Genomic DNA, 23,794 nt, shown 5'->3' with positions numbered 1-23,794 from the left:
CTCCCAGATTGGACCGGTAATCCTGCCGGCCTGTTGAAGCGCAATAGAAAGTTGCCGTCAGTGCCCGAACCAGGAGACCGGTACGGTCACCAGTTCGGGGAACAAAACGAGCAGAAAGAGGACGACCAGTTCAGCAATGAGGAAGGGCCACACGCCCTTCGTCAGGTCCTCCATCGACAGTTTCGAGACGCCGCAGATAACGTTGAGGACCGTGCCCACTGGCGGGGTGATCAGGCCGATCGAATTGTTGATGATGAACAGCACGCCGAAATAGACCGGGTCGATCCCCGCCTGTTTGATGATCGGCATCAGAACCGGCGTCATGACGAGGATCGTCGGCGTCATGTCCATTGCTGTCCCGACGACAACGATCAGGACCATGATTGCGATGAGCAGAAGGGTCTGATTGTCCATCAGAGGTTCGACCAGTGCGGCAAGCGCACCGGGCACGTCGGCAACCGTAATCAGCCAGGCGGAAACGGCAGCGCAGGCAACCAGGAACATCACGACGGATGTAATTTTCGCGGCCGCTACGAAGACATGGAAGAGCTGGCCCGGCGTGAGCTCGCGGTAGATGACCATCGAAACGAACAGGGCGTAGACCGCCGCAACAACGCCGGCTTCGGTTGGCGTGAAAACGCCAAACTTCAGACCAACGATGATGATCACCGGCAAAAGGAGCGCCCACACACTGTCGAGCAGCGCTCCAAGCCGCATGCGGGCGCTTTGTCTGGGCGGGAGTTCGAACTGCTCCTTGCGCGCGACGATGAGCCAAGTGATGCAAAGGGCCGCGGCGATCATCAAACCCGGGAAAATGCCCGCAAGGAAGAGCTTGGTGATCGAGACGCCGCCAACCACACCGTAGAGGATGAAACCGATTGACGGTGGAATGATAGGCCCGATGATCGATGCAGAGGCAAGCAGCCCCCCGGCGCGCGCAGGATCATGACCGCTCTTCAGCATCATCGGCAGAAGCAGCGCGCCGAGGGCAGCGGCGTCGGCGACAGCTGAACCAGAGAGGCTGGAAAGAATGCAGGCGGCAAAGATCGCCACGAAGCCGAGGCCGCCGCGAATATGACCGACCATCGCCATCGCCAAGGCGACGATGCGGCGGGAAAGCCCGCCGGTGTTCATAACCTCCCCTGCAAGCAGGAAGAAGGGCACGGCCATCAACGGAAAGCTGTCGGCGCCGTTCAAGACGTTTTGGGCGACGATCTGTGCATCGAAGAGCCCGAGAAAGAGCATCAAGGCGACACCGCTGATGATCAACGCAAATGCAATCGGCACGCCGAGCGCCATGGGACCGAGAAGCGCGCCAAGGAAGATGGTGACCGTCACCGGCTCGTCCTCAGTGTTTGACGGGCAGCGGCCCGAGCGTGGCGGTGGGGGGTGGGTCGAGCGCTACTTCGTCTTCGCTGTCGCGAACCAGTTCCGCCGTCGTCACGTCGATGCGTCCGGTCGCGATGGCGAAAGCATCGGCAAGCAGGATGAGGAATGCGGGTACCCCAAAGGCAAGACCGGCCCCGTAGAAGAAGCCCATGGAAAGCCCAGTCGCAGGCGCACTGACATGCAGGTTGATGAGCGTCTGCGTCCAGCTGCCGCTCATCATCAGCCAGGTCACATAGAGCATCATCGCATGACCAAGCAGCACCGCGACCTTTGCGGCGACCGGCGGCAGGCGTTTGATAAGCGTATCAACGCCGAGATGCCCGTGTTCGCGCAAGGCAACCACGGCGCCAAGAAACGTTAGCCAGACGAAGAAGATGCGTGATATTTCCTCAGAGGCCGTGATGCCTTGATTGAACGCATACCGCAAAACGACGTTGCCGAAGACGAGGACGACCATGCCGGCAAGCAGCAAGGCAATCGCCACCTTCAGCGCAAAGAAATAGAGATCGATAATACGGATCATGCGCTCCTCCCAAAGCGGAGTGCCGTCTTGGCGCCCGCGCATCACATTAGCGCCACGGGGCGGCGTCAGGCACCGGTGCGAACACATCCTCCTCAAGCGGTCTTCGCCATCACAAAATGTACGAACTAGTACGTATGTCAAGTAGACTCTCTTGAAAGACCTCCGTAACCTCAATATGAATTTCGAGGAGGCGATGTAGAGAGCCTTTGGGCTTGCCCGTTTCGATCTGGTTTCATTGGAAAATTCGGCGCGTGCCGGGGAGTAACGAAAAAAGAATGGCGCGGCGGGTTGAGGCAAGTCGGAAGAACGATCCGGAACGCACCAAGGAAGACATCCTTGTCGTTGCCACCGAGGAGTTCTCGACGCACGGCCTTGCGGGTGGACGCGTTGACGCGATCGCAGAACGGACGCGAACCTCCAAGCGAATGATCTACTACTATTTCGGGGGCAAGGAGGGGCTATACCTCTCCGTGCTCGAGCGAGCCTATCGCAAGATCCGCACGCTCGAGGAGGACCTCAAGCTCGCAAGCCTTGCCCCGGAAGAGGCGTTGCGTACGCTAATATCCAGCACATTCGACCACGATGAGGCCAATCCCGATTTCGTGCGATTGGTCAGCATCGAAAATATCCACCACGCAGCCCATATGCTGCGGTCGGAAGCGATACGCGATCTGAATGTCTCGGTCATCGAAACGATCGCGGGCATTCTGGAACGCGGTACCGCCGAGGGTGCTTTCAAGCGAAAGGCCGACCCGATCGATGTGCATATGCTGATCAGTGCCTTCTGCTTCTTCAGGGTTTCGAACCGATATACATTCGGAACCATCTTTCGCAGGGATCTCTCCGAATCGGCCACTATCGGCCGCCATCGCCGAATGATCGCCGACGCCGTGATCAGCTACCTCCAGACGGAGGAAGGGGCAGAGAACCCCATATCCTAGGGATATAGCGCATGGGATGGGAAGCACTCAGGCAATGGGGAGGAAATGCGAACCGCATCGCACCGCTCACGGGCGGAGTTGCAAACGATGTCTGGAGCGTTCGCATCGACGGGCAGATCGCAGTCGGCCGCCTTGGCTCGAGGCCTGATGCCGATCTCGCATGGGAAGCCAGTCTGCTCCAACACCTTGACCGTGAAGGCATGACTGTTCCCGTGCCGATTCCGACGCCTGATGGGCGCCTGTTCGTGGGCGGCTTGATGGTTATGACATATATGGAAGGCGGGCCCCCACAGACGCCATCTGCCTGGCGCCGGGTGGCCGACACGCTGCGCGAGTTGCATCGGTTGACCAAGGACTGGCCGCAACGCCCGGGTTGGAAGTCGTCGAGCGATCTCTTGCATGCTGAGACCGGAACAAGGATCGACCTTACCGCGATGCCACCTGAGGGCGTCGCCCGATGCCGAGCAGCATGGGCGCGGCTCCTTGGGCATCAAACCTGCGCTGTTCATGGCAACCCGGCCAACCCGGGAAACATTCGCATGACGGCCGATCGCGTCGCATTGATCGATTGGGACGAGGCACACGTGGATGTTCCCGACCTTGACCTCGTGCTTCCCAACAACGCTGCGGATCTCGATCACGGCGCTTATGACATTGCCGCGCAAGCGTCCGCCGCATGGGACGCCGCCGTTTGCTGGAATGACGACTACTCGATCAAACGGCTTGCCAAGGTTCGAGCGCTCTAAGCCTTGGTGGACAGGGACAACTGCTCGCGCCGTCGACCGGGCAATCTCGATGATGTGTCCCGTAACGCCTTCGGTCTTGTCTTGCTTCGTTGAAAAGTACGGTTCTGGCGCGAGAACGTAGATTTTGCCCGCATGCGCGATTGCCGCCAGGGTAAGTGCTGTATAAGGTCCTGCGGCAAAACGCAGAACACTCAGTTGACGAGGATGACATGGCAACCGGTACCGTTAAGTTTTTCAACCAGGACAAGGGTTTTGGTTTCATCACGCCCGACAGCGGCGGACCTGACGTCTTCGTCCACGTGTCCGCGCTGGAAGGCGCAACCTCACTGCGCGACGGCCAAAAGGTCAGCTACGAACTCGGCCAGGACCGCAAGACTGGAAAATCGAAGGCTGAAAACGTCAGGTCAGCCTGAACATCGCATCCCACACCGCGGGAATTCGCTTCATTGCATTCCCTCGCCTGCCCGGCCGCGCGAGCGACCGGGCAATCTCGGTGATGCCCCCCCCCAAGCCCGATCTTCAGATCGACGCAACGCACGGCTTGAGCTCGCCGCTGCGGTTCGGCACGTAAATGTCGACGGCCAAGACATGCAGGCTTCGGCTGTACATTTAGATTTTGCGATGGCTAATCCACCCAGTCGCTTCAGCGGTTTTGTTTGTGCTGATGCGACGAGAGTGGGCGGCGCATGACTGACCGTGGCTCAATGAGCGTGCGGCGCCACAAGTTCCAAACAGCGTCGGCTTGAAACGCTCGCCTTCCCTGCTTCAGATCACTTGCGCTGCGACAGGGTGGTTTGAGTTGTTGCCGCAAGCGAGACGGCTCCACTCGGCGCGCACGGGTTGCGTCCGGCCCGTCCGGTGGCGCGAGCCCTGCTTCGCCTTCCCCGGCCGGGTTTTCTTTTGGACGATTTTGTGGGCGAACCAGCCTGAAACGTCTGCCGTTCCTCTCGCCCAATCAAACGCCATGACCTTAGAAAAGCAAAAGCGCCCGCAGGAGATGCAGGCGCTTGGCAATTCTTCAGTCTATGTGGGTCGCCTTAGCGGGCGAAGGCCGTGCGTGCGACGCGGTCGATGTCGGCGCGTTCGATGCCGAGGTCGCGAAGTTCGCGGTTCGACATGCGGCCCAGTTCGGTGACCGTCTGACGGTACTTGCGCCAGTTGTTGATGGAGCGTGCAATGTTCATTTGATCCCCCTTTCAATGGGCTTTCGAAGCCTGGCTGCCAGTCCGTGGCGCCTCGTTTCACTTCGATGAACACCTTATAGCTCAGGCTTTCCGTAAGTTGCAGCGCTCAAAACTCAGCGCTCCCATGTGAGAAATGCATAGGCGCTCGACGAGCCAACGGCGACGGCCACACACCATCGTGAGCTGGGCGCTACATGTCCGGTGACAAGGTAAAACTTGGCGCGAACGCGTAAGAGTGGCAACCACCGAGCGGATCCGTTTCACTTTGAGGACGGTCGAGCCAATCAAGGCGACCTTTATCGCGGACTGGCGGAAGCCGGCATAGATTTGCAAGCACAAACGCGGCGCCGAGACATCCCTATCCTTTTTGACTGCGGTCGCTACCAACGAAGGGCTATCGAAACCACCCACCGTCCGCGCGATGTAGGTCTGATCCTTCGCATACCTTCACCTTCACCTCAGCGGACAGCCTTGCAAAGATGACCCTAAACGAAGCAGATCCTCGCCGAAAATTCGCTGTCCGTTATCCAGACGGACTGACATCAAAAGAAGCAATCACCCTGCTCGAGCAAGCATGCGCCGACGTCGCTCCGAACCTGACACTGAGCGAAATGAGTGACGGAGCCACGGTCGAGGGCGAGCCCTGGCACATCCTGTCGGTCTGCTTGGCTCTGCCGCTGTTCGAGTTGACCGAGCTACTCTAGCCCCCTCGCCAGGTTTGCGCCTTCCGCTCCAGCCGGAACAATTCCACGGGGAGCGTTTGTCAGTACCGGAACAATACTCCCCACTAGTGCAGTTTGAATCTTCCCCAGTTTGCGCGCTCTGGCCGGTCTTTCGGGGCGCGCCCCGGAAGACCGGCGGCGCGTCGTCATCGATACTCTTTCCGATGGTCGGGAGGGGGATTTCGGTGATCAAACTGAGGGAGACGATCATGATCCTGGATTTGCATCGACAAGGTTTGTCGGTGTCGGCGATCCCCAGGCAGACTGGCATCGACCGCAAGACGGTACGCAAATATATCGAGCGCGGTCTGGAGGCTCCGTCCTACGGCCCGCGAAAGCCACAAGCGGCGGTGATCGACCCGTTCGCCGGCTATCTTCGTGACCGGGTAAAGACCTATCCCGGTCTCACGGGCAGTCGACTGTTTCGCGAGATCAAGGAACGCGGCTATGTCGGTGGCTATACGGCTGTGACGGATTTCCTGCGCGATGTGCGGCCGGCTCATCTGGGCTTGCTTCGTCATGCACCAGAACCTGCCGACCGTCCTTCGATGCCATGCGGCGGCATTCGAGGCGATCGGCGGCGCCCCGCGGGAGATCCTCTACGATCGGATGAAGACGGCTGTCATCGGTGACCTCGCCTTCTTCGGCGCCGATGAATCTGGAAGCGTTGGTACGGAGCATCGCGAGTTCGTCCGTAACCAGTGCGGCAGCTTCCATCGGACCTCGCGTGGATTCCAGCATCAGGTAACCGACAATGGCTTCGGTGACGCGCCTTGGCGGTAGCGAAGCTCCGGCGTGATTGAAATGCCTGCGCTCGGCGCAGCCGGGTGTGTCGCTACGCAGGCTGTCGATTTTTGCGTCGCTCAGCACCTGGTCGCCTCCAGTTCCACGACCGCGTCGATCTCGACGGCTGCCCCAGCGGGAAGCGAACTGACCCCTCACCTCATCTGCCCGGCCACGCCAGCGACCGGGCGATGTCGATGATGTCGTCCGTGCACTGAGGGACCCTGTCATTGGCCGCTCGGGTGAGGTGAGCGCGACCCCGAGCCTTGTTCTTGTCTCACCCTAGACGGCTCGCTTGGTTCATCCTCCATCCGGGCTAATGGCGGCACGACCAAACGCATGATAGTTTTATATTACTAATTGCGAATATATGGGTGATTGTTTTGGGCGCGACATAATTCGCATTCCTTGCACAGCTGCCGGTGGAAGATACTTCCGGCCGACATTCGTCTCGTCTCCAACATTCGCGGGAAGCCGAGGCAGAACGCAACGGGATCGCTCGGATCGCCGCTCGGCAGGCTTATGGGGGCTGGGCGGGTGCGACCGGCAACTGCGCCGGGTTGACCTCGCATCGAGTACGAGTGGGAGGGGACATGCTGAAAAATATGATGCTGTTGTTGATCTCGCTCACCGTGGCGCTCGGTGTCGGGGAAACAATGCTACGCATGTTTACGCCGTTTCCGATCGGCACACGGACGCACAAGAGCATCGACGAGAAATATGGCTATCGCCTCGATCTGGCACTGGGCGACGTAGACAAGGACGGCTTTCGGGATCCCCCTGGACTAGGCCATGACTTCCAGGTTGCGGCGATCGGCGATTCAATGACCTATGGCAACAACGTTGATAGCGCGCATTCCTGGCCGGCGGCTTTTGCGGCAATGACGGGCGAGCGCACGTACAACTTCGGTGTTGGAAGCTACGGTATCTACACTTATCACGCCATCGTGCACGATGCTTTGGCCGCGGGCGCGAAAGGCAACATTGTCGCCGTTTTCCCTGCCAACGACTTCGCGGTCGTCTTTTCCGCCTGTGATATCATGAAGGCTCGTTCCGACTTCTGGCTCTCAGAGCAGAAGCGGCTTCATCTGCAGGCCCTGTTTGGTGACGCGCGAGGCTATTCGATGTGCGGCGAGGAGCAATCCGAGAGCCTCAAGACGAAGCTTGTCGAGAATGTCGCGATCCTGAGTGCCTATCACCATGAGATAGCGGAACGACTGAAGAGTCTTTACGCCAGACTGTTCAAGCCAGGCGATGGGGAAACATCCGAATACTATACATTTCCGGACGGGTGCCCTTCGGTCCTGAAGCGCTATGTCGACGACCACGGCCGGATGGCGGATCTGGCGTCGCCCGAAACCGCAGCAATGTTTGGCGACTTCCAGCGGTTTGCGGCCGATTGGGCACAGCAGCGGCCGGGGCGGGTCGGCATTCTGCTCATTCCGTCAAAAGAGCGCGTGATTTTCGAATGGCTGCGTCGCCATGACCGGCTGGCGTCAGCCGCGCCGGAGTTTGTACTCAGCGTTGAACGCCAAGTTGCCCTTGAGGACAAGATTCGCCAGACCGCAGAGGAGTTCGGTTTGCCGTATCACAGCGCGCTGGCCGCAACCACCGATGCCCTGCAGGATGCGATCCTTGCCGGGCAGCGCCTTTATCCTGAACGAGACGGCCATCCGTTTGAAGCTGGTTACAGCGCGTTCGCACGGACAGCATCATTACTTTGGGATGAGATGACGGTGAAGGCCGCTCAGGCTGGCGGCTAGTCGCCGATCGGAAGCCCTTTGATAGGGGCAAGTGAGGAATGAACGCTGTGCCGATGCGCGAGATTTCCCCTTCTTGGGCCAGGCAACCCTTTGATCGACGCCGCGCACGAGCTTGGCGTCGTTCAGACTGAATGACGTTGACCATTACGCCCGATGGTCAACGTCACCCCTTGAAACCGCAGAGCGGGCGCGGTCAAAGCACCAGCAAATCTGGACCAACTCGCTTGGCCAATTTGCTAATCGCCCCTGGCGGTTCAGAATTCCTGCCAATCGCTGCTGACATCGAGTGCTGCGCTCCCGTGGTAAGCTGCCGTCCTACGTGTCGACCGGAGCGGCTGAGTGCTGTCGGTCCTTGTGGGGGTGCGAGCGTTCGCGAAAGACGTCTCCGCTATGCCCTGAAGCTTGAATTGGCTGACAAGCTCCCTGAGGCGCACGGCCTCATTGGCAAGCGTGTTGGATGCCGCATTGGACTGCTCCACCATTGCCGCATTCTGCTGCGTCGTCTGATCCATCGCGTTGACGGCGGTGTTGACTTCGGCAAGCCCGACGGACTGCTCTTTCGCCGACGTGGCGATCGATTCCATATGGACGTTGATTTCGACAATAAAGCCACTGATCGTCTTCAACGCGGAGCCTGCGTCCCGGACGAGCTTCACACCGTTCTCCACCTCTGCGGAGGAGTTGTGAATGAGACCTTTGATTTCCTTGGCTGCCTGCGCCGAACGCTGCGCCAGCTCTCGAACTTCCTGGGCAACAACCGCAAAGCCCTTGCCGGCTTCGCCCGCCCGGGCCGCCTCCACCCCGGCGTTGAGGGCAAGAAGGTTCGTCTGAAACGCAATCTCGTCGATAACGCCGATAATGTTGGAAATCTGTTGCGAACTTTCCTCGATCTTTCGCATGGCCTCTTCGGCGTGGGATACGACTTGGGCGGATTCAGCGGCCGAATGGTTGGCGCGGCTTGCCACCGCCTTGGCCTCCTCGGTTCGTTTGGAGGAATTGGCGACGTTGACGGTAATCTCGTCGAGCGCCGCCGCGGTCTCCTCGAGTGAGGCTGCCTGCTGCTCCGTTCGCTTTGAAAGATCGTCGGTTCCGACGGCGATCTCGCGCGTGCCGGTATCAAGGGTCGAAATCGATCCTGAAATCTGCACAAGGGTCGTGCCAAGTTGGGCGACTGACTGATTGAAATCGTGGCGAAGCGCTTCAAAATCCTGCGCGAAGGCATTGTTGAGCTGGAAGGCCAGGTCGCCGGATGCCAGCCTCTTCAGGCCAGCTGCCAGGCCCGACGTTGCGACGCGCAACCGTTCGGTGGCATCGGCTTCAGCCTTTTCCTGCATGGCAATGCGCTCGAACTCGGCGCGTTTGCGGCTTTCTGCGGCGTCCTGTTCGAGCCGCCGGTTCGTAATCGCGCCCTGGCGGAAGACTTCAAGCGCCTTGCCCATGTCACCGATTTCGTCGGAATTGCGCGCAAGTTCGATCTGCGCGTCCAGCTGCCCCTCGGCAACGAGACCCATGGAAGTCCCAAGCTTGTACATGCCTCCGATAATGCGTTTGAAGGTGACAAATCCGACAATGACAAGCATGAGCGCCAAAGCGGACATGGCGATGGTGATAAGGGTCCAGTAGAACGATGCCTCGACATTGGCTTCGTCCACCGCGGCTTGCGTGCGATGCTCCAATTTCACGTAGAAATCATCCACCGGCTTCATGATCTCAGCCTTGAACCGGTGGTAGTCCGGCGAGTTGAGCATTTTCGTCGCTTTGCCCTTGGCTTCGGGCCCAAGTGTGGCGGCGTTGTCGACGAGCTCCATCGCCTCGGTTTCAAGCTTGATCAGCGCATCAGAGCGCTTTCCCGCCTCGTCGAGAAGAGCGAATTCCTCCTTGGTGAAACCGGCCTGCTTCATCAGATCCTGCATGGAGACAGCCGCCCCGTCAGGACGCGGCTTTGCGTCCCCGCCGGCGACGAAATCCCAATAGATGCGGTGATAGTCTTCAGGCCGAGGCCGCGTTCCATTGCGGATTTCAACGACCGCATTGTATTGGTCCTTGAAGGAAGGGTCCCCGGTCTCCGCGTAGGTACGCACAAGCCGGGTCAGATCATCCGACGATTGCCGGAAGTTGTCAGCCAACATGTAGGAACGATATTTCTGGTCGTATGCACGCGTAACATCGGCTGCGGCACCCGCGTAGCCCCAAAGGCTGGCGACGAGGCCAGCCATGGTCATACCGGTGACCGATGCCAGAACGATGAATTGGCTCTTAATTCTCATGACGACGATTCCTGATGCGGATATCGCTGCTGGCGCGCCGAATTCATTTCTTCGCCAGAGGCCATACCTCACATGAAAGCAGGTAGACCGGGCTGCATTGCCCGAAACAAGTATCCACTAGAATAAATTGGTTATTGAACCGATAATCAATGTTGAGGATACAAAGCATTTTCAAGAAATTCTGAATATTCCCCTTTAGGTTGCAGAATTTTTCATAATAATTTGTGGTTTACCTCGTTCTGGTTGGTCGCGCATATTGCTGCTATATCGCATGGAATCGAAGATTATACCTTCTAATGGTTGAGATGAGTCGCTACAATTTCTGAGTGAGGAGCTGGAGACTGCGCGGCCTTGCCGCGGAAAACCAAAGCCTCGGCCGTTCAACCAGTTCACGATGCTATTCCAATTAGGATCGCCAACGGTGAAACGACCGGAACCTGGGACGATTGCTGTTCAAGCACTACCTGTGGCGAAGACCAGCAACATATTGTTGGCAGGCATCTCGATCGTCTCGCGGAGATCTAGTCCAGCGGCCCCAGCCGCTTGCTCAAGCTCAACGATATCACGCACACCCCAGGATGGGTTTCGCTCCCTTAGAGCGGCGTCGAAAGTAGCGTTCGAAGGGGCGTTGTGTGCGCCATCGCGCATATATGGGCCGTAGAGAACAAGAAGCCCACCCGCACGAAGCAAACGGCCAGCCCCTGCAAGCAATCCCAAGCTTGCCGCCCATGGCGCAATATGGATCATATTGATCGACACGATGGCGTCAAAATGCCCCGCTTGATCGACGCCCCATTGTCCTGAGCACACATCAATATCCAGCGGTGGCAGCACATTCTCCTGCCCTGCGAATTTGATCCAACTGGACGTGCTCGCGCGTGCGTCGGCATCCGGATCGCTCGGCTGCCAGGTGAGGTTCGGCATTGCTCCCGCAAAACACACGGCGTGCTCGCCGGTCCCGCAACCGATCTCCAGTATGGCCCCATGTGCTGGAAGGACGCGTTTCAGGACCGCGAGGATGGGCGCCGAATTTCGCGCAACGGAAGGCGAGAACATGCGCTTGTCAGCAGTTGCGCTGCGCTTTTCCAACGCAACAGACGAACGATCCTCCTTCTTTGTGGGCATAGGTCTTACATCTCCTTTGAGCACTGTGGTTTTCGGACGGCGCCGGGGCCAGCTCTTCGGCATCCAGATGATTGCTATGGCCGCCCGGCCGCTGCCGCAAGCGGTGAACGACAGATTGCGGCGCAGACCATCACGGAGAGCAGGCGCAGACCGCGTTGATGTCCAGGGCCCCTTGTTTCGACATCCTGGCGCGTCGCACCTTCTTTGAGCAAGTGCTGACAAAGCGGCTTGACACCAGGCGAAAGCGTCCGTAGTTAGTTGTAGGCCTAACCCTACAAGTGGAATTCATGCCTCATTTGCCTCACTCTTCGCCCGCAACCCTGCAGCTGACCGATCTGCCCGGCCCGGATGTGACCGTACGTCGCCTGCGGCACCCCGGCCGCTGGATCAGCGGCGGCCTCGTTCTGCTGCTGCTCGCCGTCATCGGCCGGGCCTTCGCCGTCGGGCAGATCCAGTGGACCGTGGTCGGACAGTTTCTGACTGCCGGCGTCATCGTCACTGGCTTCGGCTGGACGCTGCTGATTTCGGCCTGTGCTTTGGTCCTCGGCGTCGCCCTTGGCTTTGCCTTCGGCATCATGCGGCTCTCGGAAAATCCGATCCTGCGTTTTGCCGCGTGGCTCTATGTCTGGGTGTTCCGCGGCACGCCGGTACTCCTGCAGCTGCTCATCTGGTTCAACATCGCGCTGGTCTTCCCACGCCTCTATATTCCGGGCCTCGTCGACGAGCGCATGGTCGACGTCGTCACGCCGTTCGTGGCAGCTGTCCTCGGGCTCGGCGTCAATGAAGGTTCCTATCTCACCGAAGTGGTGCGCGGAGGTATCGGCTCCGTCGACCGCGGCCAGAAGGAAGCGGCCCACACGCTCGGCATGACTCCGGGCCAGACCATGCGGCGCATCATCCTGCCCCAGACGGTGCGTCTGATCCTGCCGGTGCTCGGCAACAGCGCCATCGGCATGCTGAAATTCTCCTCGCTGGCCGCCACGATCGCCATGGGCGAAATGCTGAACGCCGCGCAACGCATCTACTTCATCAACGGCGCCGTGATCGAGCTCCTGTTCGTCTGCGCTGTCTGGTACCTGGCCGGGACCACCGTCCTTTCCATCGGCCAATATTATCTCGAACGTCACTTCGGCCGCGATGCCGCAACCGCCACCAGCGATCGCCGCGGGTTCTGGGCCTGGGCGCGCCGGCCGGCCGCAAGGGGGGAAGCATGAGCCTCGCAGTCAAGGCGGTCGGTATCCGCAAGAGTTTTGGCAGCCACGAGGTCCTCAAGGGCCTGGATCTCGACGTCGCCTATGGCGAGGTGCTTTGCATTCTCGGGCCATCCGGCAGCGGCAAGAGCACGTTCCTGCGCTGCATCAACCACCTGGAAACACCCAATGGCGGCTATGTCTGGGTCGATGGTTCGATCATGGGCTATGAGCTTAACCGCGGCGCGCTTCAGGAATTGCCGATCAAGCGGTTGCGCGCCCAGCAGAGCCAGCTCGGCATGGTGTTCCAGCATTTCAATTTGTTCGCGCATCGAACGGTGCTCGGCAACGTCATCGAGGGTCCGATGGTTGTGCGCGGTCTCGGCCGTAGCGAGGCCGAAGCCCGCGCCATGGCCCTGCTCGAGCAGGTCGGCATGGCCGCCAAGGCGTCCAGCTATCCCTCGCAACTTTCCGGCGGCCAGAAGCAGCGTGTCGCAATTGCAAGAGCATTGGCGATGGAACCGCGCGTCATGCTGTTCGACGAACCGACCAGCGCGCTGGATCCGGAACTCGTCGGCGAGGTGCTGGAAGTGATGCGCAATCTGGCGCGCGGTGGCACGACCATGATCGTCGTCACGCACGAGATCGGCTTTGCCCGCGAGGTCGCCGACCGCGTCGTGGTGATGATCGACGGCGAGATCCGTGAAATGGGCGCGCCACAGCAGGTCCTGAGCGCCCCCGGCGACCCGCGCGTGCGCAGTTTCCTCAGCCGCGTGCTGGCCTGATCAACAAAGTTCAAAAAAAGGGAGAACGGAAATGAAACAACTGCTGCCGATGGTCCTGGGGCTCGCCTCAGCCACATTCATCAGCCTCGCATCCGGCGTGGCCGTCCATGCCGCCGACGAAAAGCTAGCATCCGCCCTGCCGGAAGCGGTTCGCTCGGCCGGCAAGCTGAACTTCACCATCAGCCTCGCCTATCCACCGATGGAATATAGCGACGCCGGTTCGACCGAACTCAAGGGTTTCGACATCGACCTTGCCAAGGCGATCGCCGAACGCCTCGGCCTGACGGCGGAATTCCAGAATGTCGAGTTTCCGCAGCTCATTCCGCAGGTCGTCACCGGCCGTTCGGACATGATCATCACCGCCTTCTCCGACAAGGTGGAGCGCCAGGGCCAGCTCGACTTCATTGACTATTTCAAGACCGGCAACGTCTTCTACACGACGCTCGATCATCAGAGCGAGATCAAGACCGAGGCCGACCTTTGCGGAAAGACGGTGGCCGTGGCCACCGGCACGAGCTGGGTTACCTGGGCGGAAGAGCTTGGAAAATCGATCTGCCCGGCCGACAAGCTGATCACCGTCATCCAGATCCCGACCCAGGCCGAGCACATCATGCAGATCCGCCAGGGCCGTGCCCAGGCCTCGGTCATCGGGCTCGAAGGGCTTCTCGATCTCATCAAGCAGGAGCCGGGCAAGTTCTACCAGGTCGGCGATGTCGGAGAAATCAACCACTACGGCATCGCCTTCGCCAAGGCGAACGGCGATTTGCGCGATGCGGTGCATGCAACGCTCAATGCGCTGAAGGCAGACGGTACTTATGCACAGATCCTCGACCGCCACGGCTTGAAAGAGGCTGGCGTCGAGGAGTTCAAGATAAACGGAGCGACAAAGTAACCCCTTGCCGGAGCCTGCCTTGACCCATCCTTCCACGCCAGACGCCAACGCAACGACCGAAAGCCCGGATGACCGGCTGTCGCGCTTTCGCCTCGATTCCTTTTCGAGCGAGCAGCTCTACCGGCAGCTATACCGGGCCTTGCGTGCCGCCATTCTGAGCGGTGACTTCTCCGAAGGGGAAGCCATCCCCTCGGAGAACCAGTTGCGCGACCAGTTCGGCATTGCCAGGACCACCGTGCGCAACGCGATGGCGCTGCTGGTGTCGGAAGGATTGGTTCAGCAGGTGCGCGGTCGGGGCACCATCGTCTCGCACCGGCCGATCAGCCACAACATCTGGAACTTCGGCAGTTTTACCGAGCTGGCCCGACGCCAGGGCCAGCGCCCGGTGACCCGGGTGCTGGAGCACAAGGTGGAAAACGGCGGACTCCTCCTGGTGCGCGCCCGGGGCCTTGCGAACGGCGAGACGATCAGCTGGCTGAACGTCGACACGTCGCACCTCGACCTTTCCCTCTACCCCGGCATCGATGCCTACGATTTCGGCGCGCAATCCCTCTACGAGGTGCTGCGCCGCGATTACGATCGCCATCCCCTTCGCTCGGAACTGCTGCTCACCGTCGTGCCGCCGTCCGATCGTCTTCGGGAGGTCTTTACCCCGGCGCCTTCAGTGCCGGGCTATCTTTGCGCCAGCGGAGACGTGCTCGATGCCGACGACCAATTGGTTGAACGCACGTCGATCGTCTACTCGCCGGCCGTCCAGATGAAATTCGCAACGCGCTGGGGGCGCGATACCGCGCCCGCATGAAGGCGGTGCGACCCAGGAGAACTGACATGAGCCGTTTTGGCGAGACTTTCACAACCCCGAAACCCATCCTCGGCATGCTGCACCTGACCGGCGATGGACCCGCCGCAAAATGCGCCCAGGCCGAAGAAGAGGCCCGCATCATGGCCGGCGAAGGGGTCGACGGGCTGGTGGTCGAGAACTATTTTGGCGATGCCGACGATGTCGAGCGCGTCCTCGAAAGGTTGTGCACCCTCAACCTCGGCGCGCGGATCGGCGTGAACGTGCTGCGCGACGATGCGCGGGCGTTTGCGCTTGCCGCACGCTTCCCCGTCTCCTTCATTCAGGTGGATTCCGTTGCCGGCCACCTGCCGCCGGAAAGTGACGTCTCGTTTGCGGCTGACCTTGCCGCCCGGCGGGCCGGCGTACCGGCCTTGCTTCTCGGCGGCGTGCGGTTCAAGTACCAACCGGTTCTTTCGGGACGGTCCGAAGAAGATGACGTCCGCCTGGGGGCAGCACGCTGTGACGGCCTCGTGGTGACGTCGGATGCCACCGGCCAGCCGACGGACATGAAGAAGGTGGCGCGCTTCCGCGCGGCAACCGGCGGCACCGTGCCGCTCCTCATCGGCGCCGGCCTCACGGAAGCCAATGCGGTCGAGCAGCTCGCGCACGCCGACGGCGCCGTTGTCGGGAGCTGGTTCAAGCACGACCATAAGGATACCGGCCTGGTCGAGGCCGGCCATGTGGCACGGCTGATGCGCGTCGTGCGCACCGCACGGAGTGCAGCATGAGCACCGACACCGTTGCGGCGCGCCCGGTGACGCCTGAGAATTTCGCCCGCTTCGGCAAGGTCTATGACCTCGTCGACGATCTGGACGCGCAGGTGATCTGGACGACGGGCGAAGGATGGCGTGACGGGTTCACCCGTATCCCGCTGATAGAAGGCTCGCCCCGCCTCGGCATCACGCGTGCGCCGGGAGCGCCATGGTCGTGCACCGCGATGGAACGGCATCTGCTGACCGAGGAGGCGATTTTCTGCGCGGGCGAGCCGGTCATCCTTGCTGTGGCTCCCGCTTCGACGGCCGATGCTCCCGTTGCGGCCGATATCGAGGCCTTCATCATCACGCCGGGCCGGGCGGTGGTGATGCATCGAGGCGTATGGCATGACGCCTGCCGGGGTGCATCCGGCCCGACGCCCTATTACTGGATGGCGGTCTGCGGCCTCGGCGAAAGTCCGTGGGTGCCGGTCGAGGGAGGACCGCGCCAGATCGAGGTCATGCAAGGACAAACCGCATGACCGCCTTTTTCATCGGCGATGTCGCGCTCGACGAATACTACACTGCGGACCGCTGGCCCGGACGCGCAGACAAGGGCATGGTCCGCGAATTGCCGGCCGAAATCGGCGGTTCGATTGCCAACGCAGCCGTTGTGCACACGGCGCTCGGGGGCGATACCCAGTTCATTTCGCTGCTCAATGACAGTCCGCTGTCGCGCCGCCTGATCGACGACCTCGGGCAGAACGGCGTCGCTGCCGATCATATGCTGACCGATCCCGCGGTTGCGGAATCGCGCAATCTCATCTTCCTCGTCGACGGCGAGCATGTCGTTTTGACAGTCGAGATGGGCGAACAGCCAATGTGGCTCCCGCCGGCAACGCTTGCTGCGCTGCGCCAACCAGGCTTCCTCTACACGACGCTCTACCGGGTGCGTCGGCTCCATGCAGAGACCGACGGGGGCGTGCTGAAGCAGGCCGATCTCGTAGCCGATCTCAGGCGCTACGACCGCCGCGCGATCTTCGATCTCGATGTCGGCGGCTGCGCATCCGAAGACCTGCCCTATCTCAAGGGCGCTGCCGTCGTCATCTTCAACCAGGTCGGCTTCCGCGCCGCCTTCGGCCATGACGACATTTCCCGCATTGCTGACTGGATACGGGATCACGAGATTGGCTGGGTCGTGCGCACCCTGGCCGCCGACGGCGCGGAGGCGCACGACGGCGAGACGCGCCTTGAGGCAACCGGCTACCCGGTCGACGTCGTCGACGTGACGGGTGCCGGAGATACGTTCGGCGGAGCATTGACCTGGTGTTTGAGCGAGGGGCAATCCTTTGCAGAGGCGCTGGATTTTTCCATCGCCGCCGCGTCGCGCTCCGTTACGATCCATGGCCCGCGCGGCGGCAAGGCGAGCGCGCCGGATATCCTTGCATGGCGTGCGCAAAGGCGCGGGCCCTGATAGGCCGAGACTGCGACCGTACTCCAGCCCCGAAATCGCCGCCTGTGCGCTTTGCCTTGATACTGCGAAACGGGAGGCTTTGCCTCCTGCTTCCCAAGCTCGCGCTGACCGACGGGGATTGAAGGTGAAGCGCCTGCGCCAGGAACCGGCCGCACGGCGCGAAACGTCAGTGAAGTAAAGGAAGCCGGGCGGCAGGTGCGTGAAGAGGCGGAGGGAGCAGCCCCCCGGCCCCTCAAAGTTCACGAAGACCCGGTTGTGACGTCGAACTCCGCGGCCCAAAGGGCATGATACGCACGACGACCAAGGCTCCCCAGGGCCGCTCGCGGACCTACCCGATGGTTTGCCGGCCCCTCCAACGCCGCGCTCGTCGCGGCAGCGGCCACGCCCCTGCACGCGTTGGATACGACTTGAGCGATGCGCAGGCTTTGCGTGAGAGCCTGCGTCATTAGATCAGCGCATCTCAGTCGAACCGTTTCTCACCGAGAATGCCCGCACGCACGCCAGCCGCCACGGCAAGCGCTGGATAAGGTCCCGCGGCACCTGGCCGATCGCATCGAACGGTTCGAAAGCCAACGGCATGACCAAGCAAGAGGCGGAACTCTGCACCATCCGGACAACGCCCGTTGCAGTTGCGCCACAAATGGACATCCGTTGATATGGACGAATAGAGCTTCCTGACCGGCTCAACGACATCAGGCAACGCGGTTGGCTTTTGCAAGCGTTCGATCCGCGTCACTTGTCCCGGAAGACTTGCGGGTGTGTACCGCGCCGGCCGCTCTGAATGCCACGGCGGCCGTCATCAGCGCGAGTGCCGCGATTACCGCTGCGCCCACCGGCAATGCGGCGATGTCGTAGCGGACGAGGAAACCGCCAACGATCGTTCCCAGTCCGACGCCGACATGCATTGCCGAAAAATTCAGGCTGATGCCGGCTTCGGCTGTTTCCGGCCCGCTCGAAATCAGAAAGCGCTGCACGACGGGCGAAATCATCCAGCTGATGCAGGCCCAAATCATCATGACGGCGAACAACGGCCCGGGGCTGCCTTTGAGCAACGGGAGCCCTGCAAGCGCCGCGAGATAGGCCGACGGCGTCAACAGGAGGGCTGCGCGCGGTGACAACCTGTCTGCAAGCCACCCCCCGAAATATCCACCGCTTATGCCTGCTATTCCCAACGCGGCGAAGCCAAGAGCGACATTCCCGTCCGCGATGCCGGCAACCTCGACGAGATAGGGCGCGAGAAAGGCAAAGAGAACGAAGTGCCCGCCAATCGTCAAGATGGAGACCAGCTGCCCGGCGACGAGAGGGGTCGATCTCAAATGCTTGAGATATCCAGGCAGCGCCACCCCGCGAGGGCCGGAGGCGGGAATGCAGCGCCAGCTCACCAGCCACACGGTGAAAGCAAGCGCGGCGAGCGCAAGAAAGACGCCTCGCCAACCGGTTACGTCCGCTATCAAGATGCCTGCCGGAACGCCGAGCACCAACGAGCCGCTGATCCCCATGAACATAATCCCGATCGCCCGCCCCTGCATGCTCTCATCGACGAGTTCCGTCGCAAGCATCGTTGCCAGCAGGCACACGGTCGCGCTCGCCGCAGCCATCCCGATACGAGTAAGAAGCATGATCGCGAAATTCGGGCTCGCGGCCGCGGCAAAGGTGCTCAGCATGAAGAGGCCGAGCGCTGCAAGGAACAAGCGTCTGCGATCAATCCGTTTCGTCAGGACGAGCGCAAGAGGCGCCGTGATCGCAAAGACTATGGAAAAGACGGCTGTCAGTTGACCCGCAAGCGCCAACGACACGCCGAGGCCGCCCGCTACGTCGGGAAGGATCCCGACAATGATGTTCTCCGCCGTCCCCGTCACAAAGGTTGCGAAGGCCAGCAAGATGACGACGGGATTCATGCGTTTCACCCTCCAAACATGACGACCCATGTTGGGTGGCGAATAGCCGGCCCGACACGGAAAGACGTGTCGGGTTTCGAGGCAAAGCTTCGGTTATCCCTTAACGGCACGACTAACACGCCATTGGGAAAGCGGAAAGCCTCTTCGGCGCCATGACTGCAGGTCGACGCCCAGGCGGGCCACTGACCAGTCGTCAAGTTATAGGGCATCGACCTGCACGCGGGGATGCGCAATCGTCCGGATAGAAAATATTCGGCACCATGAATGCCGCAAGTTTCGCGCTCACCACATCTGCGATGTGTTTCGGGCGTGATTTGCGCGAACGGAACACCAATGGGCGGGAACATGGAGCGCGACGAAACCACCGAGCTGACGCAAACGCTCCTCTCAAGCCTTTCGGTGATTGCCGAAAGTGACGATCAAACACGGCTTCGGATCAGGAACACCTATCGATCCGGTCTTATGCTTTCAGCCCATCTCGCCCTGACGGGCGATGATGCCCGCCCGGGTATCCGAACCTGCCTTGCGTGGTATCGGGCTGCAAGCGAAGCAAACGAGGCCGCCTCCATCGGCTGGTTGCTCGCTGCGATCGACGAGCGGATCAACGCGCGCGATCTGCGGGACTGGCAAGCCCTGCAGAAGCTGCTTGATGACGCTCATGACTGTCTGCAGCCCACGCATCATTAGACGATAGCACGGCCACCGATTTGAACGCCCGCCGAGCGAGTCCGCTCGCGGCGACAAGCGGTCGATGTGGAAAACAGGCCGGCGCCGCGCGTGAAGCTCTCCGACACATTCTGGTTTGGCCCACGAAAGGGGTGATCATAGCCCACGGTCCGCCGATCATAGACGACGGGCAAGCCTTCCTGCGAGTGCGTTTCACTGGTTAGCTGACCAAGGGTGAACTTCGAACGCGATCCGGCGACGGGGATCTGTTCCGTCATGATGGGCAGTCCACCTCCTGCGGCGCCGTGGGAAGCGCGGCGCAAATTCCCACCTCGGTGTGACCGATTTCGGGCGGGAGTAAATTGCAGGACGGCCAGCGTGATCTCGCGGCAGCAACGTGACGTCAATCGGTCGCCCGACCCCGTTCTAAAGATAACGGCGATCGCGTCCTCAAGGGCTTGTGACAGGCCGGAGACATTTAGTCCAACAATAGTCAGAAAAATCGTACGGTGTTGCGAGCGCTCGCGTCGGCCATACGAAAAATGCGCCCGATGCAGCCCGAACAAATTACGGCCCTCGAACACCGAGACTGACTACGCTCCTCATCTGCGCTCTGCGACCGACCGCTCAATCTGCGGAAGCCCAAACAGGCCGTCGGCGATCGGCTCCTCTTCCAGGTGAACGGTTTCCGTATCGTTTGGCAGCAACACGGCGACATCTCGGATGCCGAGATCGGCGAGCTGGTACGGCGTGCCGTGCCCATATTCGAGGTGGCCGCGGCCGTACTCGGCGCGGAAACATCTCGAAGCCGACGACGACATCCGTGCGTTGCGCATGGAGGCCGGCAAGCACATGCAGTTGCCAGCGATGGATGTCGTAACGATCATGGTTTTCGCCTAGAAGGACTGCGCTCTTGCCCGCCATGTCGGCGATCAGCCGAGTGTAAAGAACGGCAATCTCTGGCCCGGGAGGTGCAGAGATTGCCGTAGTGGCGGTCGGCCCTTGTGAGTTGTCGACCGGGAGGATCTGTTAATTAGCGACGGATGAAAAGCGCTACGGTTGCACTGATGGCGCTGGAGATTGCGACGATCAGAAAGACAGCAGATGTATCACCGTGCGTATCCATATAACCCCCGATCAGAGGCTCACCGAGACCAGCGAACAGGTAGGCAAAGAAGTTCATGACCCCGATTGCGGTTCCGGCTCGCTTGTGTCCGACAAGATCGGGGCACAGTGCCCAGAACGAGGACTGAGGACCGTAGACGAAAAAGCCGCAGAGGAAGAGAACCACCAAACCCTTGTAAACGTCCGTCGCGGGGATCGTGTACATGTACAGCGACGTGACCGCCGCCAACGCCATATAGAGCACGATGGCAATGTACCGTTTGGAATTAAATAGCCGATCCGATACCCAGCCATTGGTAGCCGCGCCGAAAGCCATGCCGACCGGCAAGGCTACGCTGATCCATTTCGGGTCGATGACGGCGGTTTCGGCGCTCGCCTTTGCCCAGTTGGAGCCAAGAAAATGCACCGGCACCCAGACGAGGAGGCCGTATCGTGCTGCGTTTTGAAAGCCGATTGCCAGACCGCCAACCAATAGGCGCCAGTTCTTGAGAACACCTTTGTAGCGCTCCAGTGAAGTCTCATCGTCGGCGACCTTGGCCGCCTCACCGTCGTCGATAGCGTCGTCGTGCGGGGAGCGGTACCCAAGGTCTTCCGGCCGTTCACGCGCAACGAAGTAGAAGGTAATCCCTCCAAGCAGGAGGAGGAGCACAGGCAGTCGGAAGATCCAACGCCAATCGAGTTGCAAATAGTGAACGACCACCAGCGAGGTCACATAGGAGAGCACAGAGGCAAGCCCGGCGGCAAAGACATAGCAGCCGAACACCTTGCCCCGTTCGTGCCTGCCCCACCAATTGGACAGAAGTCGACTGCCGGGCGCCCAGCCCAGCGCCTGGAAGTAGCCGTTTGCGCCCCACAGAATGCCCAGGCTGAGCACGCCACCGGCAAAGCTCGTTGCCCAGTTCATGGCGCAGGAAAGAATGGCGCCGGCGCTCATGACGCGCCTCCCGCCGAACTTGTCGCCGAGATTGCCATTGATGGCCTGCCCGATCGCATAGCACCAGAGCATGGCGGCACTGACCCAACCCAGAGCTTCCTTGGAAACACCGAATTCGGCCTGGATGCCGGGGATGGCAAACCCAAAGGTCTGCCTTCCGGTATAGAAAAACAGGTAGCAGAACATGGCCGCAAGCAGCATTCGCCATTGCGCCCGACGGAAACCGCTGCCCGCCACGGATTGGACGGCGTAGCGGGACGTGTCGATTGAACTCATGGTAACCTCCCCTGGTTTCAGTGGCAGGCGAAGGCTCCTCTCCTTCGCCGCGGCTGTTTTCCGATGAGCCGAGTGGTGAACCGGAGCCGGCGCGCGCCAATCGCGGGCGCGGCTCCGATCCGCGCTACGTCAGCCCCATGGCATCGACCAAGTGCGCACGTTGGTGAAGCTCTTCATCGCCTCCACAACGCCTTCCTTGTAACCGAGGCCCGAATCCTTGATGCCGCCGAATGGAGACATTTCGATCCGATATCCCGGTACTTCCCAGATGTTCACCGTGCCGACCTCGAGCTCGGCGACAAAGCGCGAGATGTAATCGAAACGGTTGGTGCAGACGCCAGACGACAGGCCGTAGGCGGTGGAGTTCGAGATGCGGACGACCTCGGCGATATCATCCGGGCAACGGATGATCGGAATGACTGGACCGAAGGTCTCCTCGTGTACGAGCTCGCAGTCATATGGAACGCGGTCGACGACTGTAGGTGGAAACAGGGCTCCTTGCCGTGGCGTCCCATGAAGCACCTCGGCTCCCAAGCGCTCAGCATCCTTGACGCGGGTTTCGAACAAGGCCGCCGAGCGCTCGTTGATCACCGTTCCAATATCGGTTTCCGGATCCATCGGGTTGCCGCATTTGAGCCGTTTCGCCTTTTCGACGACCAACTTGGAAAAGGCATCGGCGACGCTTTCGACCACAAGAATGCGTTTGACGGCAGTACAGCGCTGACCGGAGTTCTTGGTCGCTCCGGTCACAGCCAGTTCCGCCGCCTTGTCGAGGTCGGCGTCTTCCATGACGATTAGCGGGTCGTTGCCGCCTAATTCCAACACCACGCGCTTATAGCCGGCGGTTGAGGCAATATGCTTGCCAACACGAACGGAGCCGGTGAACGTCACGAGGTCCGCGTCCGGATCGGTGATCATCGCATCACCCATCGTCGATGGATTGCCGGTGACGACCGACAGCATTTCAGGCGGCAGCCCGGCTTCGTAGAGCAGATCGGCAAGCGCCAATGCAGTCAGCGGCGTGAGTTCGGTCGGCTTCAGCACCACCCTGTTGTTGGTCGCGATGGCCGGCGCGATCTTATGGCTCACCATATTGAGCGGATGGTTGAAAGGCGTGATCGCGGAGATGACACCGAGCAGCGGCAACCTGGTCGTATAAATCTTCCGGTTCTTGCCGTTCGGTGAGATGTCGCAAGAGTAGATCTCCCCGTCATCCTTGATTGAAAGCTGCGCGGCGAAGGACCAGACGTCGTAGGCGCGGCTCGCCTCGTAAAGCGAGTCCTTCCAGCAAAGCCCGGCTTCCGCTGTGATGAGACGTGCGAAGTCCTCTTTTCGGTCGCGCAGCAATTCCGCCGCTCGCTGCAAGATCGTCTGGCGCTCGTAACGTGTCAGTTTGGGCTTGAACGCCTGTGCCTTGGCGAAGGCGTCGCGAACGTGCTCCGCCCGTGCGGCAGGCACTGTTCCGACGACCGAATTGTCATAGGGGTTGAGCACCTCGATCCGATCATCCGTATCGACCAGTTTGCCGGCGATCCGCATAGCCTCGCGACGAGGAGAGAGTGTGGTGTTGGTATCCAT

Annotated in this window: 23 protein-coding genes and 1 pseudogene; 14 read left to right on the top strand and 10 right to left on the bottom strand. The window is 60.7% G+C overall.

The window, feature by feature from the left end:
* Positions 1-57: 57 nt before the first annotated feature.
* Complete coding sequence (locus tag IB267_RS18945; RefSeq protein ID WP_192448980.1) at positions 58-1,338, bottom strand: TRAP transporter large permease subunit; 1,281 nt, start codon at positions 1,336-1,338, stop codon at positions 58-60.
* Between the two features lie 10 nt (positions 1,339-1,348).
* Complete coding sequence (locus tag IB267_RS18940) at positions 1,349-1,912, bottom strand: TRAP transporter small permease (protein ID WP_192448979.1); 564 nt, start codon at positions 1,910-1,912, stop codon at positions 1,349-1,351.
* A 275-nt stretch (positions 1,913-2,187) separates the two neighbouring features.
* Between IB267_RS18940 and IB267_RS18935 the strand changes: the two genes are divergently transcribed.
* From IB267_RS18935 to IB267_RS18925, 3 genes are all read left to right on the top strand, one after another.
* Positions 2,188-2,853, top strand: coding sequence for a TetR/AcrR family transcriptional regulator (locus IB267_RS18935; RefSeq protein WP_043621554.1), 666 nt, complete (start codon positions 2,188-2,190; stop codon positions 2,851-2,853).
* Between the two features lie 11 nt (positions 2,854-2,864).
* Positions 2,865-3,599: a phosphotransferase enzyme family protein gene (locus IB267_RS18930; RefSeq protein WP_192448978.1), complete on the top strand. Its 735-nt coding sequence runs from the start codon at positions 2,865-2,867 to the stop codon at positions 3,597-3,599.
* Positions 3,600-3,808: 209 nt separating this feature from the next.
* Positions 3,809-4,012, top strand: coding sequence for a cold-shock protein (locus IB267_RS18925; protein WP_043621551.1), 204 nt, complete (start codon positions 3,809-3,811; stop codon positions 4,010-4,012).
* 624 nt (positions 4,013-4,636) lie between these two features.
* Here the strand turns inward: IB267_RS18925 and IB267_RS18920 are convergent.
* Positions 4,637-4,783, bottom strand: coding sequence for a DUF1127 domain-containing protein (locus IB267_RS18920; protein ID WP_064817045.1), 147 nt, complete (start codon positions 4,781-4,783; stop codon positions 4,637-4,639).
* A 479-nt stretch (positions 4,784-5,262) separates the two neighbouring features.
* On the opposite strand from IB267_RS18920, the gene IB267_RS18915 reads away from it, so the two are divergent.
* From IB267_RS18915 to IB267_RS18905, 3 genes and pseudogenes are all read left to right on the top strand, one after another.
* Positions 5,263-5,487, top strand: a complete 225-nt coding sequence (locus tag IB267_RS18915) for a hypothetical protein (protein ID WP_192448977.1) — start codon at positions 5,263-5,265, stop codon at positions 5,485-5,487.
* A gap of 182 nt (positions 5,488-5,669) precedes the next feature.
* Positions 5,670-6,138 (top strand): annotated as a pseudogene (locus IB267_RS18910) (IS21 family transposase); the annotation flags it as partial.
* A gap of 743 nt (positions 6,139-6,881) precedes the next feature.
* Complete coding sequence (locus IB267_RS18905; RefSeq protein WP_246810705.1) at positions 6,882-8,051, top strand: hypothetical protein; 1,170 nt, start codon at positions 6,882-6,884, stop codon at positions 8,049-8,051.
* Between the two features lie 254 nt (positions 8,052-8,305).
* Here the strand turns inward: IB267_RS18905 and IB267_RS18900 are convergent, their stop codons facing one another.
* Together IB267_RS18900 and IB267_RS18895 are read right to left on the bottom strand one after the other, a co-directional pair.
* Positions 8,306-10,318 (bottom strand): methyl-accepting chemotaxis protein, encoded by a 2,013-nt coding sequence (locus IB267_RS18900; protein ID WP_246810704.1) that lies wholly within the window; start codon positions 10,316-10,318, stop codon positions 8,306-8,308.
* A gap of 453 nt (positions 10,319-10,771) precedes the next feature.
* The gene (locus IB267_RS18895; RefSeq protein ID WP_192448976.1) at positions 10,772-11,443 is read right to left on the bottom strand and encodes a DUF938 domain-containing protein; all 672 of its coding nucleotides are present in this window, start codon (positions 11,441-11,443) and stop codon (positions 10,772-10,774) included.
* A gap of 287 nt (positions 11,444-11,730) precedes the next feature.
* On the opposite strand from IB267_RS18895, the gene IB267_RS18890 reads away from it, so the two are divergent.
* From IB267_RS18890 to IB267_RS18860, 7 genes are read left to right on the top strand one after another with little or no spacing between them, the layout of a single operon-like run.
* Positions 11,731-12,657: an amino acid ABC transporter permease gene (locus tag IB267_RS18890; protein WP_192448975.1), complete on the top strand. Its 927-nt coding sequence runs from the start codon at positions 11,731-11,733 to the stop codon at positions 12,655-12,657.
* A complete protein-coding gene (locus IB267_RS18885; RefSeq protein WP_192448974.1) occupies positions 12,654-13,418 on the top strand; it encodes an amino acid ABC transporter ATP-binding protein in 765 nt (254 codons plus the stop codon). Before IB267_RS18890 ends, IB267_RS18885 begins: the two co-directional genes overlap by 4 nt.
* 31 nt (positions 13,419-13,449) lie before the next feature.
* Complete coding sequence (locus IB267_RS18880) at positions 13,450-14,310, top strand: ABC transporter substrate-binding protein (protein ID WP_192448973.1); 861 nt, start codon at positions 13,450-13,452, stop codon at positions 14,308-14,310.
* 19 nt (positions 14,311-14,329) lie between these two features.
* Positions 14,330-15,112 carry a GntR family transcriptional regulator gene (locus IB267_RS18875; RefSeq protein WP_192448972.1) on the top strand — a complete coding sequence of 261 codons (783 nt, stop codon included), beginning with the start codon at positions 14,330-14,332 and terminating at the stop codon, positions 15,110-15,112.
* A 26-nt stretch (positions 15,113-15,138) separates the two neighbouring features.
* Entirely contained in the window at positions 15,139-15,879 is a 741-nt protein-coding gene (locus tag IB267_RS18870; RefSeq protein ID WP_192448971.1) for a BtpA/SgcQ family protein, read from the top strand.
* Positions 15,876-16,385, top strand: coding sequence for an ureidoglycolate lyase (locus tag IB267_RS18865; RefSeq protein ID WP_192448970.1), 510 nt, complete (start codon positions 15,876-15,878; stop codon positions 16,383-16,385). Before IB267_RS18870 ends, IB267_RS18865 begins: the two co-directional genes overlap by 4 nt.
* Entirely contained in the window at positions 16,382-17,317 is a 936-nt protein-coding gene (locus IB267_RS18860; protein ID WP_192448969.1) for a carbohydrate kinase family protein, read from the top strand. Before IB267_RS18865 ends, IB267_RS18860 begins: the two co-directional genes overlap by 4 nt.
* A 692-nt stretch (positions 17,318-18,009) precedes the next feature.
* Here the strand turns inward: IB267_RS18860 and IB267_RS18855 are convergent.
* A complete protein-coding gene (locus IB267_RS18855; protein ID WP_192448968.1) occupies positions 18,010-19,215 on the bottom strand; it encodes an MFS transporter in 1,206 nt (401 codons plus the stop codon).
* A gap of 345 nt (positions 19,216-19,560) precedes the next feature.
* On the opposite strand from IB267_RS18855, the gene IB267_RS18850 reads away from it, so the two are divergent.
* Positions 19,561-19,902, top strand: coding sequence for a hypothetical protein (locus IB267_RS18850; protein ID WP_192448967.1), 342 nt, complete (start codon positions 19,561-19,563; stop codon positions 19,900-19,902).
* On the opposite strand, the gene IB267_RS18845 is transcribed toward IB267_RS18850, so the two are convergent.
* The 4 genes from IB267_RS18845 to phnY form a co-directional block, all read right to left on the bottom strand.
* Complete coding sequence (locus IB267_RS18845; protein WP_192448966.1) at positions 19,899-20,159, bottom strand: hypothetical protein; 261 nt, start codon at positions 20,157-20,159, stop codon at positions 19,899-19,901. The two genes, IB267_RS18850 and IB267_RS18845, sit on opposite strands and share 4 nt — an antisense overlap.
* A gap of 349 nt (positions 20,160-20,508) precedes the next feature.
* A complete protein-coding gene (locus IB267_RS18840) occupies positions 20,509-20,805 on the bottom strand; it encodes a ChaN family lipoprotein (RefSeq protein WP_192448965.1) in 297 nt (98 codons plus the stop codon).
* A 109-nt stretch (positions 20,806-20,914) separates the two neighbouring features.
* Positions 20,915-22,216, bottom strand: coding sequence for an MFS transporter (locus tag IB267_RS18835; RefSeq protein WP_192448964.1), 1,302 nt, complete (start codon positions 22,214-22,216; stop codon positions 20,915-20,917).
* Positions 22,217-22,345: 129 nt separating this feature from the next.
* Entirely contained in the window at positions 22,346-23,794 is a 1,449-nt protein-coding gene (gene phnY, locus IB267_RS18830; RefSeq protein ID WP_192448963.1) for a phosphonoacetaldehyde dehydrogenase, read from the bottom strand.

Source organism: Ensifer sp. ENS09, assembly GCF_014852425.1.
GTDB lineage: Bacteria > Pseudomonadota > Alphaproteobacteria > Rhizobiales > Rhizobiaceae > Ensifer.
The sequence above is the reverse complement of the archived record's forward strand: the minus strand, read 5'-3'. Positions and strand labels throughout refer to the sequence as shown.

Bases quoted from the DNA above. Each gene is read 5' to 3' on its own strand.
- IB267_RS18940 (WP_192448979.1), bottom strand. From the start codon at position 1,912: ATGATCCGTATTATCGATCTCTATTTCTTTGCGCTGAAGGTGGCGATT.
- IB267_RS18935 (WP_043621554.1), top strand. From the start codon at position 2,188: ATGGCGCGGCGGGTTGAGGCAAGTCGGAAGAACGATCCGGAACGCACC.
- IB267_RS18930 (WP_192448978.1), top strand. From the start codon at position 2,865: ATGGGATGGGAAGCACTCAGGCAATGGGGAGGAAATGCGAACCGCATC.
- IB267_RS18925 (WP_043621551.1), top strand. From the start codon at position 3,809: ATGGCAACCGGTACCGTTAAGTTTTTCAACCAGGACAAGGGTTTTGGT.
- IB267_RS18920 (WP_064817045.1), bottom strand. From the start codon at position 4,783: ATGAACATTGCACGCTCCATCAACAACTGGCGCAAGTACCGTCAGACG.
- IB267_RS18915 (WP_192448977.1), top strand. From the start codon at position 5,263: ATGACCCTAAACGAAGCAGATCCTCGCCGAAAATTCGCTGTCCGTTAT.
- IB267_RS18905 (WP_246810705.1), top strand. From the start codon at position 6,882: ATGCTGAAAAATATGATGCTGTTGTTGATCTCGCTCACCGTGGCGCTC.
- IB267_RS18900 (WP_246810704.1), bottom strand. From the start codon at position 10,318: ATGAGAATTAAGAGCCAATTCATCGTTCTGGCATCGGTCACCGGTATG.
- IB267_RS18895 (WP_192448976.1), bottom strand. From the start codon at position 11,443: ATGCCCACAAAGAAGGAGGATCGTTCGTCTGTTGCGTTGGAAAAGCGC.
- IB267_RS18890 (WP_192448975.1), top strand. From the start codon at position 11,731: ATGCCTCATTTGCCTCACTCTTCGCCCGCAACCCTGCAGCTGACCGAT.
- IB267_RS18885 (WP_192448974.1), top strand. From the start codon at position 12,654: ATGAGCCTCGCAGTCAAGGCGGTCGGTATCCGCAAGAGTTTTGGCAGC.
- IB267_RS18880 (WP_192448973.1), top strand. From the start codon at position 13,450: ATGAAACAACTGCTGCCGATGGTCCTGGGGCTCGCCTCAGCCACATTC.
- IB267_RS18870 (WP_192448971.1), top strand. From the start codon at position 15,139: ATGAGCCGTTTTGGCGAGACTTTCACAACCCCGAAACCCATCCTCGGC.
- IB267_RS18865 (WP_192448970.1), top strand. From the start codon at position 15,876: ATGAGCACCGACACCGTTGCGGCGCGCCCGGTGACGCCTGAGAATTTC.
- IB267_RS18860 (WP_192448969.1), top strand. From the start codon at position 16,382: ATGACCGCCTTTTTCATCGGCGATGTCGCGCTCGACGAATACTACACT.
- IB267_RS18855 (WP_192448968.1), bottom strand. From the start codon at position 19,215: ATGAATCCCGTCGTCATCTTGCTGGCCTTCGCAACCTTTGTGACGGGG.
- IB267_RS18850 (WP_192448967.1), top strand. From the start codon at position 19,561: ATGGAGCGCGACGAAACCACCGAGCTGACGCAAACGCTCCTCTCAAGC.
- IB267_RS18845 (WP_192448966.1), bottom strand. From the start codon at position 20,159: ATGACGGAACAGATCCCCGTCGCCGGATCGCGTTCGAAGTTCACCCTT.
- IB267_RS18840 (WP_192448965.1), bottom strand. From the start codon at position 20,805: ATGGCGGGCAAGAGCGCAGTCCTTCTAGGCGAAAACCATGATCGTTAC.
- IB267_RS18835 (WP_192448964.1), bottom strand. From the start codon at position 22,216: ATGAGTTCAATCGACACGTCCCGCTACGCCGTCCAATCCGTGGCGGGC.
- phnY (WP_192448963.1), bottom strand. From the start codon at position 23,794: ATGGATACCAACACCACACTCTCTCCTCGTCGCGAGGCTATGCGGATC.